We start from the raw sequence: 14,987 nt of genomic DNA on the forward strand, positions 1-14,987 counted from the left end.
GGTGCTTATGGACGTTTCTGAACTGCTCGACGGTTTGAATGACAAACAGCGCGAGGCCGTTGCGGCGCCGCGCAGTAACCTGCTGGTGCTGGCGGGCGCGGGCAGCGGAAAAACACGCGTTCTGGTGCACCGCATCGCCTGGCTGCTGTCGGTAGAAAACTGCTCGCCGTACTCCATTATGGCCGTGACCTTTACCAACAAGGCAGCCGCAGAGATGCGCCACCGTATTGAGCAGCTCATTGGTACCAGCCAGGGGGGAATGTGGATAGGCACGTTCCACGGTCTGGCACACCGCCTGCTGCGCGCGCATCATCTTGACGCAGGCCTGCCGCAGGATTTCCAGATCCTCGACAGTGAAGACCAGCTGCGCCTGCTCAAGCGCCTGATTAAGGCGATGAACCTGGATGAGAAGCAGTGGCCAGCGCGCCAGGGCATGTGGTACATCAACGGCAAGAAAGATGAAGGTTTGCGGCCCAAGCATATTGAAAGCTACGGCAATCCGGTCGAACAAACCTGGCTGCGGATATACCAGGCCTACCAGGAAGCCTGCGATCGCGCCGGGCTGGTCGACTTTGCTGAACTGTTGCTGCGTGCTCACGAGCTGTGGTTAAACAAACCCCATATCCTGAATCATTACCGTGAGCGCTTCAGTAACATTCTGGTGGATGAGTTTCAGGATACCAACAATATTCAGTACGCCTGGATTCGCATGCTGGCGGGCGACAGCGGCAAAGTGATTATCGTGGGTGACGACGATCAGTCAATTTATGGCTGGCGCGGTGCGCAGGTCGAAAACATTCAGCGCTTTTTAAAGGATTTTCCCGGCGCGGATACCATTCGCCTGGAGCAAAACTACCGCTCGACCAACAACATTTTGAAGTCAGCGAATGCCCTGATCGCCAATAACAACGGCCGACTGGGGAAAGAACTGTGGACTGACGGCAGCGATGGTGAGCCCATTTCGGTTTACTGCGCCTTTAACGAGCTGGATGAATCCCGCTTTGTGGTCAACCGTATCAAGGCCTGGATGGAAAACGGCAATGCGCTGGCGGATTGCGCCATCCTGTATCGCAGCAATGCCCAATCGCGTGTGCTGGAAGAAGCCCTGCTACAGGCCAGCATGCCGTACCGTATCTATGGCGGTATGCGCTTTTTCGAACGTCAGGAAATCAAGGACGCGCTGGCTTATCTGCGACTGATGGCCAACCGCAACGATGACGCCGCCTTTGAGCGCGTGGTGAATACGCCAACGCGCGGTGTGGGCGACCGTACGCTGGATGTGGTGCGTCAGACGGCTCGGGAAAAGCAGATGACCTTATGGCAGGCAACGCGCGAGCTGCTTCAGTCGCGCGCCCTGGCCGGTCGTGCGGCCTCTGCGCTGCAACGCTTCTGTGAGTTAGTGGATTCGCTGGCAAGCGAAACCGTGGATATGCCGCTGCACGTGCAGACCGACAGAGTCATCAAGGATTCTGGCCTGTGGATCATGTACGAGCAGGAAAAGGGTGAAAAGGGCCAGGCCCGTATCGAAAACCTGGAAGAACTGGTGACGGCAACGCGCCAGTTCAGCTACCAGGATGAAGACGAAGATTTGATGCCGCTGCAGGCATTCCTTTCTCATGCGGCTCTCGAAGCCGGGGAAGGCCAGGCGGACAAATGGCAGGATGCGGTGCAGCTGATGACGTTGCACTCCGCGAAAGGCCTGGAGTTTAGCCAGGTGTTTATTGTCGGGATGGAAGAGGGCATGTTCCCGAGCCAGATGGCGCTGGATGAAGGCGGGCGACTGGAAGAAGAGCGTCGCCTGGCTTACGTCGGCGTCACGCGTGCCATGATGAAGCTGACCCTGACCTATGCGGAAACCCGCCGTCTTTACGGTAAAGAAGTCTACCATCGACCTTCACGTTTTATTGGCGAACTGCCTGAAGCCTGTATTGAAGAAGTCCGTTTACGCGCCAGTGTGACGCGACCGGTCAGTCATCAGCGCATGGGCACACCGATCAGCAAAAACGACACGGGATTCGCCCTAGGGCAACGCGTTCGCCACGCCAAATTTGGTGAAGGCACTATTGTGAATCTCGAAGGCAGCGGAGAACACAGCCGCTTGCAGGTGGCGTTTCAGGGCCAGGGGATCAAGTGGCTGGTGGCCGCCTACGCTAAACTGGAAACCGTCTAGGCGCTGGTTGACGACTTTTTCGTCTCAGCGTAACATGCGCGCACTATTATCATGAGAGGACAATGCCTTGGACACGCCCAGTCGATGCTGGCTCATTAACCTGGTTTTCAGGAATAACATCTAAGGCTATCTCATTACGCTGGTAGCCTTAGCGGTTATCAGCGACCTCCCTTTTTAATCCGTCGCACGAGTCAGCACTGATTTATCCTTTATCCGTGTTCAGGTTCGCGGGTCTGCATTCAGACCGGCCGACAGCGTTGTCCCATAAAGTCTGCAATGGGGAGTCTTGCTATGCTGAGCGCATTTAAACTTGATAACAGTCGCCTGACGCGTCTGGAACTGGAAGATGAAAGCGATAAACTGACCACGTCAGTGTGGGTTGACCTGGTCGAGCCTGAAGAAGGCGAGCGCGACCGCGTGCAATCTGAACTGGGCCAGAGCCTGGCAACGCGCCCTGAACTGGAAGATATCGAAGCCTCGGCGCGTTTCTTCGAAGATGAAGACGGCCTGCACATTCACTCCTTCTTCTTTTTTGAAGATGCCGAAGATCACGCCGGTAACTCCACCGTTGCGTTTACCATCCGCGAAGGGCGTTTATATACGCTGCGCGAGCGCGAGCTTCCCGCTTTTCGTCTTTATCGAATGCGTGCCCGTAACCAGACATTGATCGATGGCAACGCCTATGAGCTGCTGCTTGATCTGTTCGAGACGAAAATCGAACAACTGGCAGATGAAATTGAGAACATTTACAGCGCACTGGAAAAGCTCAGCCGCGTCATCATGGAAGGCCAGCAGGGTGAGGAATACGACCAGGCACTCTCGCGTTTAGCCGAGCTGGAAGATATCGGCTGGAAGGTGCGCTTGTGTCTGATGGATACGCAGCGTGCGCTTAATTTTCTGGTCCGAAAAGCCCGTTTGCCGGGTAATCAGCTGGAGCAGGCGCGCGAGATCCTGCGCGATATCGAATCTCTGCTGCCCCACAATGAGTCGCTGTTTCAAAAGGTCAACTTTCTGATGCAGGCGGCGATGGGCTTTATCAACATAGAGCAGAACCGCATCATCAAGATCTTCTCGGTGGTATCCGTGGTTTTCCTGCCACCGACGCTGGTGGCATCCAGCTACGGCATGAACTTTGAGTTTATGCCTGAACTGAAGTGGAGCTTTGGCTATCCTGGCGCCATTTGCCTGATGATGCTTGCAGGCCTGGCACCTTATCTCTATTTCAAGCGTAAAAACTGGCTTTAATCATCAGCACGGGCTGTTAATACGGCCCATTTTGCTGGCCTGCCGCCTTAATTCTGCTACTCTAGCCGCTCAATTTTCATAATTGATTAATCATTCTATGGACGCTCTTTCGTTGCGCTGGCAATGGCTGCTGCTGTTAGTGTCATCTGTATTACTTGGCGCAATCTTCCAGTATTTTCACGTGCCGGCCGCCCTGTTGCTGGGACCCATGATCGTTGGCGTGGTCATGGGCCTGTCCGGTGCCACACTGCGTATTAACAAGCGGTTATTTCTGCTGTCGCAGGCGGTGCTGGGCTGCATGATTGCGCAAAGCCTGTCACCTTCTATCCTGACGCCGCTGCTGCAGGACTGGCCAGTCGTGTTAGCGGTCCTGCTGCTGACGCTGGCCGCCAGCGGGCTGTCGGGTTTTCTGCTGGTGCGTTTCAGCCAGCTTCCGGGCCCGACGGGCGCATGGGGATCTTCCCCTGGTGGTGCCTCTGCGATGGTCGCGATGGCGGGCGAATTTGGCGCGGACGTCCGGCTGGTTGCGTTCATGCAGTATCTGCGGGTGCTGTTTGTGGCGGGCGCGGCGGCCATGGTGGCGCGGATCGGGCTGGGCGATGGCGGTCATGCCGGCTCGCTGGTGTGGTTTCCGGCGCTTAACAGCGGTTTCCTGGTGACAATGTGCCTGGTGGTTTGCAGCGCATGGCTTGGCCCATGGCTGCGTATCCCATCTGGCGCGTTACTGATACCTGCGCTGATCGGTGCAACCCTGCATTCAACCGGTACGGCGGTGCTTCAGATGCCAGAATGGCTGCTTGCCCTGGCGTACGCCATGATTGGCTGGAGCGTGGGGTTACGTTTCACCCGGCCGATCTTCAGGCTGGCGTTAAGCACGCTGCCGCAGGTGCTGCTGTCCATTTTTGGCCTGATGCTGCTGTGCGGTGGGCTGGCATGGATGTTAACCCGCGTGTTGCATATTGACCTGATGACGGCGTATCTCGCCACCAGCCCAGGCGGGCTGGACACGGTGGCGATTATCGCTGCCGGAAGCCGGGTAGATATGGCTTTTGTGATGGCGATGCAGACCCTGCGATTATTCACCATCTTACTGACCGGGCCGGCAATGGCGCGCTTTCTTTCACGCTTTGCGCATTCGGCTCCGCGCTGAAAACGTCACGGCATCCAGAATAAAGACCAGCAGAGCCAGCCAGATAAAACCAAAGGTTACCATTTTATCTGGCGTAACGGTTTCACCATAAAACAGCACCGCCAGCAAGAACATCAGCGTAGGGCCCAGATACTGAAAGAAGCCCACCGTTGACAGGCGCAGTCGGGTACAAGCCGCGGCGAAGAACATCAGCGGAATCGTGGTGACTATGCCTGCGGCGATCAGTAACAGGTTCAGGCTCATGGGGTTCGCGCTAAGGTGGCTGGTGCTGCTGTCAGCAAAGCCAAACAGATAGAGCGCGGCCAGCGGAAACAGCCACAGCGTCTCTATCAGCATGCCGCTCTGAGCATCGACCTGGATTTTCTTCCTCATCAGGCCATAAAACGCAAAGCTGAACGCCAGCCCTAAGGCAATCACCGGCACTGAGCCAAATTTCCACAGTTGCAGAAGCACGCCGCCAGTTGCCAGGGCGACCGCCAGCCACTGCAGGCGACGGAAACGTTCACGCAGGAAAATCATGCCAAACACAACGTTAATCAACGGGTTGATAAAATAGCCCAGGCTGGCTTCAAGCATATGCTGATTGTTCACCGCCCAGATAAACAGCAACCAGTTTCCCCCTACCGTTACCGCCGTAAGGGCCAGTAGCAGCACTTTTTTTGGCTGGCGCAGCACGCTTCTGACCTGTCCCCAACTGCGACTCAGGGTAATCAGTAACACCATGAACAGTGCTGACCAGATCACCCTGTGGGTCATGATTTCAGTCGCCGGTACGGCCTTCACTAATTTGAAGTAGGCGGGCGCAATGCCCCAAATAAAGTAAGCGCCAAGCGCAAAGCCGATGCCCTGACGGGTGTGCTGGGTATCCATAATTCATCCTGAAATTTCGTACTGTACCGGAGGTCACTGAAATACAGCGGCGTGACAGAGGGCCGCAATGGTAACGCAGTCCTCGTTATCTCTGTAGCCCGATCTGGCGATAATGCTGGGTCAGTCTTTCTCCTGCTCCAGCGCGCGCTGGCGAGAAAGGCAGATGGCCTGATGATTGTTATCTGCCCATGCAATTAATTGCTGCATGGGTTCGAGAAATGAACGGCCTAAATCCGTCAGGCTGTACTCAACGCGCGGCGGCACTTCCGGATAAAGTGTGCGCAGGATATAGCCATCCATTTCCAGCCGTTTCAGACTGCGTGACAGCACCTGACGGGCAACATCGCCAATATGACGGTGAAGTTCATTGAAACGTAAGGTCTGTTCGGCCAGCGCTTCGAGAATCAATAAACTCCATTTGTCGCCTATCCGGTCAAGCACATCCCGGATGGGGCACGGTTGTTGATACGTAAAGGTTGCGGGTGAAGATTTGGGCATCGGGTCGGTTCCTGTGCATCGCTAAGCGTCACTTTCAGGTGATTAAGTCACTCTGGTGTGACTTCTTGTTATCCATTTTGCGCGAATGTAACATCCGTCACGACGTCAGTCTATTTTTGTGACCAGGTGTCCGAGCGAAACCCTGTATCGCATTCGACAGACGTCAGGCAATCCCTGTGTACTCAAAATCTGGTGCCTCGCGACCAGCGCTATGACGAACGATCAAGGAGAATAATGATGGTAGCTTTTCTGAAAACCCTGTTGCTGGCGGCAGGTATCCTGACCGCGGGTGCAGTTTACGCGGCACAACCTGGCGAAGGCCGCGATATCAAGGTGGAAGAGGCCAATCGTGCACTGGTGATCCATTTCTATGATCAATTTTTTAATCACCACAAGGTCGCTGAAGCGGCCCGGGTTATCGCGGATAATTACCGTCAGCACAATCCCGGCGTGCCAAACGGCAAGGCACCGCTTGTTAACTTTTTTACCGACTATTTCAGGAAAAACCCGCAGTCAAAAGCACGCATCGTCCGAAGTGCGACCGATGGCGATTTGGTCTGGCTGCATGTTCACTCCACCAACGGTGAACACGATCGTGGCCAGGCCGTTACGGATATTTTTCGCGTGAAAAACGGCAAAATTGTCGAGCACTGGGATGTGATTCAGGCTGTACCGGCGACGTCGGCGAACACCAATACTATGTTTTGATTCAGGCAGGATAACGCGTGGCAGTACTCAAACGCTGCCACGCGTTCAGTTCTGTGATCAACCTGTCAGATAGGTGGCTGTGGCGGTCGCGATGTAAACGCCCTGATCATTGTGTAACTCCACCCGCGCCACAGAGACTTTATTGCCGGCACGCAGTAAACGACTGGTGGCGATAAAACGCTCGCCGCGACCGGGACGCAGATAGTCTACCCGCATATCAATCGTTCCCATGCGAGACAGTCGCTGGCGGAGCATTTCCTCACTGATTGTTTCCTCACGCGTCAAGGCATGACTGACGCACACCATGCCTGCCGCCACGTCCAGTACGGCGGCGGTGACCCCACCGTGGAGAATCTGTTGAGCGGCATTTCCGACCAGCATGGTTTTGTTCACAAAACTGATTTCAGCGTAGTCGGCGTCAAGGTGATCCAGTTCCAGACCAAGTGCCTGGTTAAACGGCATATGATAAATAAAAATTTCACCGACCAGGCGGCGAGCGTCCTGCTGAGTCAATAGCACGGATGACATGGTGTTTAGTCCTGAACAGCTGACAAATGAACTGTAGATGTTAATGAGTTGTTTATTCTATGCTTCGCTCGACAGGGTTTCCAGTTTAGGAAATCAGCGCTGATGTTCGCTCACATTTGTGTGTAGAATGTCCTGCTTTTTACAACACCCATTCGCTTTTATGAATACGCAGTTTCCATTGGAGAATCCTATGCGTAAGCATCGCGCCTTGCTGGCGGCAATGTTACTTCCTGCTTTGGCGCAGGCGGACGAAGCCACGATCAAACACGTTCACGATGCACCCCAGGTTCGTGGCAGCATTATTGCCAACCTGCTGGAGCAGCATGACAACCCGTTTGTGCTTTATCCTTACGAAAATAACTATCTGCTTTACACGTACACTAGCGACATTAATAAAGAGGCGATTTCCTCTTATAACTGGGCGCAGAATGCCCGTAAGGACGAAGTGAAATTCCAGCTTAGTCTGGCATTTCCACTGTGGCGCGGCATCCTGGGTGACAACTCCGTGTTAGCCGCGTCCTATACTCAGCGCTCATGGTGGCAGCTATCCAATAAAAAAGAGTCGTCGCCCTTCCGCGAGACAAACTATGAGCCGCAGATTTTCCTGGGCTGGGCGACCGATTATTCGTTTGCCGGCTGGACGCTACGTGATGTTGAAGTGGGCGTGAATCATCAGTCCAATGGCCGTAGCGATCCCACGTCACGCAGCTGGAACCGTGTTTATACCCGCCTGATGGCGCAAAACGGTAATTTCCTCGCAGAGATCAAACCCTGGTTCCGTATTTCTGAGAGCGCCAGCACGGACGATAACCCGGATATTACAAAATACATGGGCTACTATCGGGCGAAAGTGGGCTATGCGATGGGTGACAGCATTTTCAGCGTGGAAGGCAACTATAACTGGAATAGCGGTTACGGCGGCGCTACGCTGGGCTGGAGTTATCCCATCACCCAGCACGTGCGTTTTTACACCCAGCTGTTTAGCGGCTATGGTGAATCTCTCATTGACTATAACCACCGTCAGACTCGTTTAGGCGTAGGTGTGACCCTTAACGATTTGTTCTAACCAACCATTAAGTCAGGAATACAGTGGCAACCTCGGCAGTTCTTAATCAGGAAGCGTTGGCGCAGCAGGTATTGCAGGATACCTTCGGCTACCAGCAGTTTCGTCCCGGTCAGCAGACAATCATAAATGAAGCGCTGAGCGGGCGGGATTGCCTGGTGGTGATGCCGACCGGCGGCGGTAAATCACTCTGCTATCAGATTCCGGCGCTGGTGCGCGAGGGGCTGACACTGGTGGTGTCGCCACTCATCTCTCTGATGAAAGATCAGGTGGATCAGCTCCTGGCAAACGGCGTGGCCGCGGCCTGTCTGAACTCGACCATGACGCGCGAGCAGCAGCAGGTTGTCATGGCCGATTGCCGCAACGGGCGCGTGAAGCTGCTCTATATCGCGCCAGAACGTCTGATGATGGACAACTTTCTTGACAGTCTGGCGCACTGGCAGCCCTGTATGCTGGCCGTTGATGAGGCGCACTGTATTTCCCAATGGGGACATGATTTCCGACCGGAATATGGCGCGCTGGGACAGATGCGCCAGCGCTTTCCCGATCTGCCCGTCATGGCGCTGACAGCGACCGCTGACGAAACGACCCGTCTTGATATCATTAACCTGCTGCATATGCAGGATCCGCTGATTCAAATCAGCAGTTTTGACCGCCCCAATATTCGTTACACGCTGGTGGAAAAATTTAAACCCACTGAGCAGCTGCTGCGTTACGTACAGGATCAGCGCGGTAAATGCGGCATTATTTACTGTAACAGCCGGGCAAAAGTTGAGGATACCGCCGCACGTCTGCAAAGCCGGGGGTTAAGCGTTGGGGCATATCATGCCGGAATCGACAGCGCCCAGCGCGCCCGCGTACAGGAAGCGTTTCAGCGCGACGATTTGCAAATCGTGGTGGCGACCGTGGCATTTGGGATGGGCATCAACAAGCCGAACGTGCGTTTTGTGGTGCACTTTGATATTCCACGCAACATTGAATCCTATTATCAGGAAACAGGACGTGCCGGACGTGACGGCCTGCCGGCAGAAGCCATGATGCTCTACGATCCTGCTGATATGGCCTGGCTGCGCAAATGCCTGGAAGAGAAGCAGCCTGGCCCGCTACAGGATATTGAACGTCACAAGCTGAATGCGATGAATGCTTTTGCCGAAGCGCAGACCTGCCGTCGTTTGGTGCTGCTGAACTACTTTGGTGAAGGACGTCAGCAGCCCTGCGGGAACTGCGATATTTGCCTCGATCCGCCAAAGCGCTATGACGGCCTGGTGGAAGCCCAAAAGGCACTCTCCAGTATTTATCGCGTCGGCCAGCGCTTTGGTATGGGCTACATTGTTGAAGTATTGCGCGGTGCCAATAATCATCGCATCCGCGAACAGGGACACGACAAGCTGCCCGTTTATGGGCTGGGTAAAGAAAACAGCCACGAGCATTGGGTCAGCGTCCTGCGTCAGCTGATTCATCTGGGGCTGGTGACGCAAAACATCGCCATGCATTCTGCGCTGCAGCTAACTGAAGCGGCCCGACCGGTATTGCGCGGTGAAGTTCCGCTGATGCTGGCGGTGCCAAGACTGATTACCGCCAGACCGAAAAGCAGCGGGTCGGCCAAAGTGTATGGCGGCAACTACGACCGCAAGCTGTTTGCCAAGCTGCGTAAACTGCGTAAAGCGATAGCCGACGAAGAGAATATTCCGCCCTACGTTGTGTTTAACGATGCAACCTTGCTGGAGATGGCAGAGCAGATGCCGGTGAGCGCCTCAGAAATGCTCAGCGTGAACGGCGTGGGGCACCGCAAACTGGAACGTTTCGGTAAGCCGTTTTTGCTGATGATTAAAGAACATCTCGATGAAGAGTAAAGAGGAGTTACCATGTTGATTTTGTTCGGCACGATTGCCCTGGTCCATCTTGTTGCCCTGATGAGTCCCGGCCCGGATTTCTTTTTTGTCTCGCAAACCGCCGCCAGCCGTTCGCGCAAAGAAGCGATGTTGGGCGTTCTGGGCATTACCCTGGCGGTCATGATCTGGGCCGCGGTAGCGTTGATGGGCCTGCATCTGATTTTGCAAAAGATGGCCTGGCTACACCAAATCATCATGGTCGGTGGCGGACTCTATCTACTATGGATGGGTTGGCAGTTAATTGGCTCAGCCCGTCAGCGCCACAAACAGCCCGTGCAGCAGGAACCTGTCGTCGAACTGCCCAGGAAAGGCATGAGCTTTATTAAAGGCCTGCTGACCAACCTGTCGAATCCCAAAGCGGTTATCTACTTTGGTAGCGTCTTTTCCTTGTTTATCGGTAACGATGTGGGGGGGCTGGAACGTTGGGGGCTGTTCGTCCTGATAAGCGTTGAAACCTTCGCCTGGTTTTCTCTGGTCGCGGCTGTTTTTGCCCTGCCGTGGATGCGGGATAAGTATCAACGTGCTGCGAAGTGGGTAGACGGTGTTGCGGGCGTGCTGTTTGCCGGTTTTGGCATTCATCTGATCCTGTCGCGCTGATAGCGGGTTACCGGACACGTCAGTCGTTACGGCAAGCCGCCGACAGCGTCACTGTCGTGCGGCAGCCTCCGCCGGGTCAGGCGATACGTCTGGCGCTGGCCAGCAGTCCTCCAATCGCGATGAATAAGCCGCCGAAAATGCGGTTCATTAGCTTCATCTGCCTGGGCCCTTTGATCCATCCTGCAATGCGCGTGGCTAATGTGGCATAGCCAATCATGACGATGATATCCACCAGAACGGTTGTGACGCCCAGCACCAGATACTGCAGCATCAGCGGCTGGTGAGGCAGGATAAACTGGGGAAACAGCGCCGCCAGAAACACAATGCTTTTGGGATTCGTCAGGTTCACCATTACCGCCCGCTTGAACAGGCGACGACGCGGCATGGCTTTCGACATAGCGTTGAGGTCAATCGCGCCCGCAGTGCGCCACTGTTGGATGCCCAACCAGACCAGATAGCCTGCACCGGCCCACTTTAAAATCTCAAATGCCAGCAGCGACTGGGAAAAAAGCGCCCCAAGACCGATCCCCACCAGGGCGATATGCAGGGCAAGACCAACCTGCAGGCCTGAAATAGACGCGACCGCACCACGATAACCGTGGCTGATGCCCGTGCTCATGGTGTTAATGGCACCAGAGCCGGGTGAAAGGCTAAGAATTGTGGTGGTAAGAAGATAAGTCAGCCACCATTCGATGGTCATGGGTTGTACTCCCTGTCACGTCTGAAGTGTGACACAATACGCCAGAATGCTGCGCAGGGCTATGGACATCATGCGGCCGTTCAGACTCTTTTTTTCCGGCAATCAGGAGGGCGGATGAAGCAACACAGAGCAAGCTGGCTGCAACGCGAAAAGGCCTTCGCTGCCTTCGCGACCGGCCCACTGCTTGATTTCTGGCACAGCCGTGAAGAGTGTGAATTTACCGGCGTTGAGAATCTGACCTTACGTTACGTTCGGTTCATTTCACCGCAACACAAGCGCGTGATTGTAATCGTTCCCGGGCGCATTGAGAGCTACGTTAAATATCCCGAGCTGGCCTACGATCTGTTTCACTGTGGGTTCGATGTGATCGTGCTCGATCACCGTGGTCAGGGGCGATCCGATCGGCTGCTGGATGATTCGCATCTTGGACATGTGGTGGAGTTTTCCCACTATGTCGATGACCTTGAAACGCTCTATCTGAAAGAGATTGTGAGCCGTCATTATCAACAACGTTATGCGTTGGCGCATTCAATGGGGGGCGCAATTCTGGCCCTGTTCCTGGCGCGTCAGCCTGGCGCGTTTCACGCTGCGGCTCTGGTTGCGCCGATGTTTGGCATCGCGCTGCCGTTACCCTCTTTTCTGGCGCATAAGATCCTCGACTGGGCAGAGAAACGACCTGCCGTTCGCGATGGCTATGCATTAGGCACGGGGCGCTGGCGGGCTCATCCCTTTGGCATTAACCGTCTGACGCACAGTCATGAACGTTATCGTCGCAGCCTGCGTTTTTATGCGGACGACCCGGCGATTCGTGTTGGCGGTCCCACCTATCACTGGGTACGGGAAGGCATTCATGCTGGACGCAACATATTCAGTCAGGTTGATAAAATAACGACGCCGCTACTGCTGCTACAGGCAAGCGAAGACAGCGTGGTGGATAACCGCTCACAAGATCTGTTTTGCGCCGCCATGGCGGCGGCCGGTCATCCCTGTGAGGGCGATAAGCCCCAGGTTATTAAAGGTGCACGCCACGAGATTCTGTTTGAAAAAGACAGCATGCGCGCCGAAGCATTGAATGGGATCGTCGATTTCTTTTTATCGCATCACTAGTTATCCGTTTACATTACCGGCTACGGCCAACCGACACAGATACCCGAGGTTTTCATGTACCACATTGTTGTGTCCGACCTGGACGGCACACTGCTCTCTCCCGAACACCGCCTCACGCCTGATGCCCGAGAAACGTTGCAGCAGCTGGTGGCAAAAGGCATTCACTTTATTTTCGCCACGGGCCGCCATCACATTGATGTTGGACAAATGCGCGACAAGCTGGGGATTCCGGCGTATATGATTACGTCAAACGGTGCCCGTGTGCATAATCCAGCCGGCGAACTGATTTTTAGCCATAACCTGGATTGGGATATCGCCCAGGACCTGTTCGGCCTGCAGTACCATCATCCGGAAGTGCTGACCCATGTTTATCGTGACGATGAGTGGTTTGTCAGCCGTTGCAGTCCGGCAGAGAAAGATTATTTTCGCGAATCTGATTTTCATTATCAGGTTTATGAACCGGGCATATTGCCCACTGACGGCATCAGCAAAGTCTTTTTCACCTGCGAAGAGCCTGAACACCTTATTCCAATGGAGCTGGCGATTGAAGCGCGTTGGGGAGACAGGGTCAACGTCAGTTTTTCACTGCCCACCTGTCTGGAAGTGATGGCGGGCGGCGTCTCAAAAGGCCACGCGCTCGAATCTGTGGCAAAACAGTTAGGCTTTACGCTGAAAGATTGTATTGCCTTTGGTGATGGTATGAACGACGTTGAAATGCTGAGTATGGCGGGCAAGGGCTGCATTATGGCTAATGCGCATCAGCGTCTGAAAGATACCTTGCCAGAGCTAGAAGTGATTGGCAGCAATGTTGAGGATGCCGTGCCGGCGACGCTCAGAAAGTTGTATTTATCGTAGTGCGCCGGAGCAGAAGGCCGGTTAACCGGCCTTCTGACGGCTAGGCCAGTTTTTGCTTGTGTTTATGCTCGCTGACCATAGTGAGCAGCAACAAAATCACTGCCAGCACACAGCCCACAATCATGACTAAAAATCCGCCATCCCAGCCAAAATAGTCCACCGTGTAACCCACAATGGCGCTGGCTGCAACCGATCCTCCCAGATAACCGAACAGCCCGGTAAAGCCCGCGGCCGTCCCGGCGGCTTTTTTCGGCGCCAGCTCCAGCGCGTGGAGTCCTATCAGCATCACCGGCCCGTAGATCAGGAAGCCAATAATAATCATACAGGCCATGTCCACACCGGGATGACCCGGCGGATTTAACCAGTAAACCACCGTTGCGATGGTCACCAGCGTCATAAAGAACACGCCCGTCGCGCCACGGTTTCCGCGAAACACCTTATCGGACATCCAGCCGCACAGTAGCGTGCCAGGGATCCCCGCATACTCATAGAAGAAGTAAGCCCAGGATGACTTATCCAGCGTGAAGTGTTTCACCTCTTTGAGGTAAGTCGGTGACCAGTCCAGAATGCCGTAACGCAGCAGATAAACAAACACGTTTGCCAGGGCGATATACCAAAGTAATTTATTCGGCAGAACATACTTCATGAAGATTTGTTTCGCCGTGAACTCTTCTTCATGGCTTTCGTTGTAGTCAGCCGGATAATCGTTTTTGTAGGCCTCGATGGGCGGCAGACCGCAGGACTGCGGCGTATCCCGCATCAGGGCAAAGGCCAGGATGGCGATGACAATGGCGCCAAAGGCCGGCATATAAAGGGCCGCCCTCCAGTCGTTAAACCAGGCCATTCCCAGCAGAAACAGCAGGGGAGGAATGCCGCCGCCGACGTTATGGGCACAGTTCCACACCGAGACAATGCCGCCGCGTTCCTTTTGCGACCACCAGTGCACCATAGTGCGTCCGCAGGGTGGCCAGCCCATTCCCTGAAACCAGCCACAAATAAACAACAGCACAAACATCACCATGATGCTGGAGGTCGCCCAGGGAACAAACCCCATGAACAGCATCACGAAAGCGGCCAGGATCAATCCTGCGGGTAAAAAGACCCGTGGATTAGAGCGGTCGGACACCGAGCCCATAATAAACTTGGAAAAGCCGTAAGCGATGGAGATACCGGAAAGCGCAAACCCCAGATCGCCTCGTGAGAAACCCTGTTCAACCAGATAAGGCATGGCCAGGGCAAAATTCTTTCTGACGAGGTAGTAAGCCGCATAGCCAAAGAAAATACCGATAAAGATTTGCCAGCGCAGGCGGCGGTAGAGTGGATCGATACGATCCTCTGCCACCTGAGGCTGGTGTGGTGCAGGTTTAAAAATACTTAACATTAGGGTGGCCCTCCGGGCGCATTATGGTTTTGATTCCCCAGCAGGTTGGGTCGAAAGAAAAAAGGGTGCTCGCAATGCACCATTTCGCGCAGAGAATAGACAGAGGCGGACTGGGTTACTGTGATGAATGACAAATTTGTTACAGTTTTATTACAGTAAAGCGCGAAAATGCCAGGCAGATGCGCTTTTTCGCCCATTTTTAACCTCATGCATGCTCTCCTGA

The 14,987-nt window shown here is 54.5% G+C and carries 15 protein-coding genes; 10 read left to right on the plus strand and 5 right to left on the minus strand.

Annotation, left to right across the window (positions count from 1 at the left end):
* Positions 1-7: 7 nt before the first annotated feature.
* The 4 genes from uvrD (at position 8) to NYE92_RS15480 (ending at position 4,565) form a co-directional block, all read left to right on the plus strand.
* Positions 8-2,170 carry a DNA helicase II gene (gene uvrD, locus NYE92_RS15470; protein ID WP_014606986.1) on the plus strand — a complete coding sequence of 721 codons (2,163 nt, stop codon included), beginning with the start codon at positions 8-10 and terminating at the stop codon, positions 2,168-2,170.
* 67 nt (positions 2,171-2,237) lie between these two features.
* Positions 2,238-2,294: a YsgD/CorL family protein gene (gene ysgD, locus NYE92_RS23280; protein WP_349887138.1), complete on the plus strand. Its 57-nt coding sequence runs from the start codon at positions 2,238-2,240 to the stop codon at positions 2,292-2,294.
* 167 nt (positions 2,295-2,461) lie between these two features.
* Positions 2,462-3,415 (plus strand): magnesium/cobalt transporter CorA, encoded by a 954-nt coding sequence (corA, locus tag NYE92_RS15475; RefSeq protein ID WP_014606985.1) that lies wholly within the window; start codon positions 2,462-2,464, stop codon positions 3,413-3,415.
* A gap of 97 nt (positions 3,416-3,512) precedes the next feature.
* The gene (locus NYE92_RS15480) at positions 3,513-4,565 is read left to right on the plus strand and encodes an AbrB family transcriptional regulator (RefSeq protein WP_259019134.1); all 1,053 of its coding nucleotides are present in this window, start codon (positions 3,513-3,515) and stop codon (positions 4,563-4,565) included.
* Here NYE92_RS15480 and rarD read toward each other — a convergent pair.
* Positions 4,536-5,435 (minus strand): EamA family transporter RarD, encoded by a 900-nt coding sequence (rarD, locus tag NYE92_RS15485; protein ID WP_259019135.1) that lies wholly within the window; start codon positions 5,433-5,435, stop codon positions 4,536-4,538. The two genes, NYE92_RS15480 and rarD, sit on opposite strands and share 30 nt — an antisense overlap.
* Before the next feature lie 120 nt (positions 5,436-5,555).
* Positions 5,556-5,933: a helix-turn-helix domain-containing protein gene (locus NYE92_RS15490; RefSeq protein ID WP_013024078.1), complete on the minus strand. Its 378-nt coding sequence runs from the start codon at positions 5,931-5,933 to the stop codon at positions 5,556-5,558.
* A 234-nt stretch (positions 5,934-6,167) separates the two neighbouring features.
* Here NYE92_RS15490 and NYE92_RS15495 point away from each other — a divergent pair, with 234 nt between their 5' ends.
* Positions 6,168-6,641 (plus strand): ester cyclase, encoded by a 474-nt coding sequence (locus NYE92_RS15495; protein ID WP_014595017.1) that lies wholly within the window; start codon positions 6,168-6,170, stop codon positions 6,639-6,641.
* 57 nt (positions 6,642-6,698) lie between these two features.
* Here the strand turns inward: NYE92_RS15495 and NYE92_RS15500 are convergent, their stop codons facing one another.
* Positions 6,699-7,169, minus strand: a complete 471-nt coding sequence (locus tag NYE92_RS15500; RefSeq protein ID WP_014595018.1) for a thioesterase family protein — start codon at positions 7,167-7,169, stop codon at positions 6,699-6,701.
* A gap of 190 nt (positions 7,170-7,359) precedes the next feature.
* Here NYE92_RS15500 and pldA point away from each other — a divergent pair, with 190 nt between their 5' ends.
* Genes pldA through rhtC form a run of 3 tightly spaced genes read left to right on the plus strand, consistent with a single transcriptional unit; the run spans position 7,360 to position 10,721 of the window.
* Complete coding sequence (gene pldA, locus NYE92_RS15505) at positions 7,360-8,235, plus strand: phospholipase A (protein WP_014606982.1); 876 nt, start codon at positions 7,360-7,362, stop codon at positions 8,233-8,235.
* A gap of 23 nt (positions 8,236-8,258) precedes the next feature.
* Positions 8,259-10,085: an ATP-dependent DNA helicase RecQ gene (gene recQ / locus NYE92_RS15510; RefSeq protein WP_013024082.1), complete on the plus strand. Its 1,827-nt coding sequence runs from the start codon at positions 8,259-8,261 to the stop codon at positions 10,083-10,085.
* Positions 10,086-10,097: 12 nt separating this feature from the next.
* Positions 10,098-10,721 carry a threonine export protein RhtC gene (gene rhtC / locus NYE92_RS15515; protein ID WP_013024083.1) on the plus strand — a complete coding sequence of 208 codons (624 nt, stop codon included), beginning with the start codon at positions 10,098-10,100 and terminating at the stop codon, positions 10,719-10,721.
* 76 nt (positions 10,722-10,797) lie between these two features.
* Here the strand turns inward: rhtC and rhtB are convergent, their stop codons facing one another.
* Complete coding sequence (rhtB, locus tag NYE92_RS15520; RefSeq protein WP_013024084.1) at positions 10,798-11,421, minus strand: homoserine/homoserine lactone efflux protein; 624 nt, start codon at positions 11,419-11,421, stop codon at positions 10,798-10,800.
* 114 nt (positions 11,422-11,535) lie between these two features.
* Between rhtB and pldB the strand changes: the two genes are divergently transcribed.
* Positions 11,536-12,528: a lysophospholipase L2 gene (gene pldB, locus NYE92_RS15525; protein WP_014595021.1), complete on the plus strand. Its 993-nt coding sequence runs from the start codon at positions 11,536-11,538 to the stop codon at positions 12,526-12,528.
* A 54-nt stretch (positions 12,529-12,582) separates the two neighbouring features.
* A complete protein-coding gene (gene yigL / locus NYE92_RS15530) occupies positions 12,583-13,383 on the plus strand; it encodes a sugar/pyridoxal phosphate phosphatase YigL (protein WP_013024086.1) in 801 nt (266 codons plus the stop codon).
* A 40-nt stretch (positions 13,384-13,423) separates the two neighbouring features.
* On the opposite strand, the gene glpT is transcribed toward yigL, so the two are convergent.
* Complete coding sequence (glpT, locus tag NYE92_RS15535) at positions 13,424-14,764, minus strand: glycerol-3-phosphate transporter (protein WP_029569337.1); 1,341 nt, start codon at positions 14,762-14,764, stop codon at positions 13,424-13,426.
* Between the last annotated feature and the right edge of the window lie 223 nt (positions 14,765-14,987).

The sequence above is a fragment of the Pantoea sp. B566 genome (genome assembly GCF_024793925.1).
Taxonomy (GTDB): Bacteria; Pseudomonadota; Gammaproteobacteria; order Enterobacterales; family Enterobacteriaceae; genus Pantoea; species Pantoea ananatis.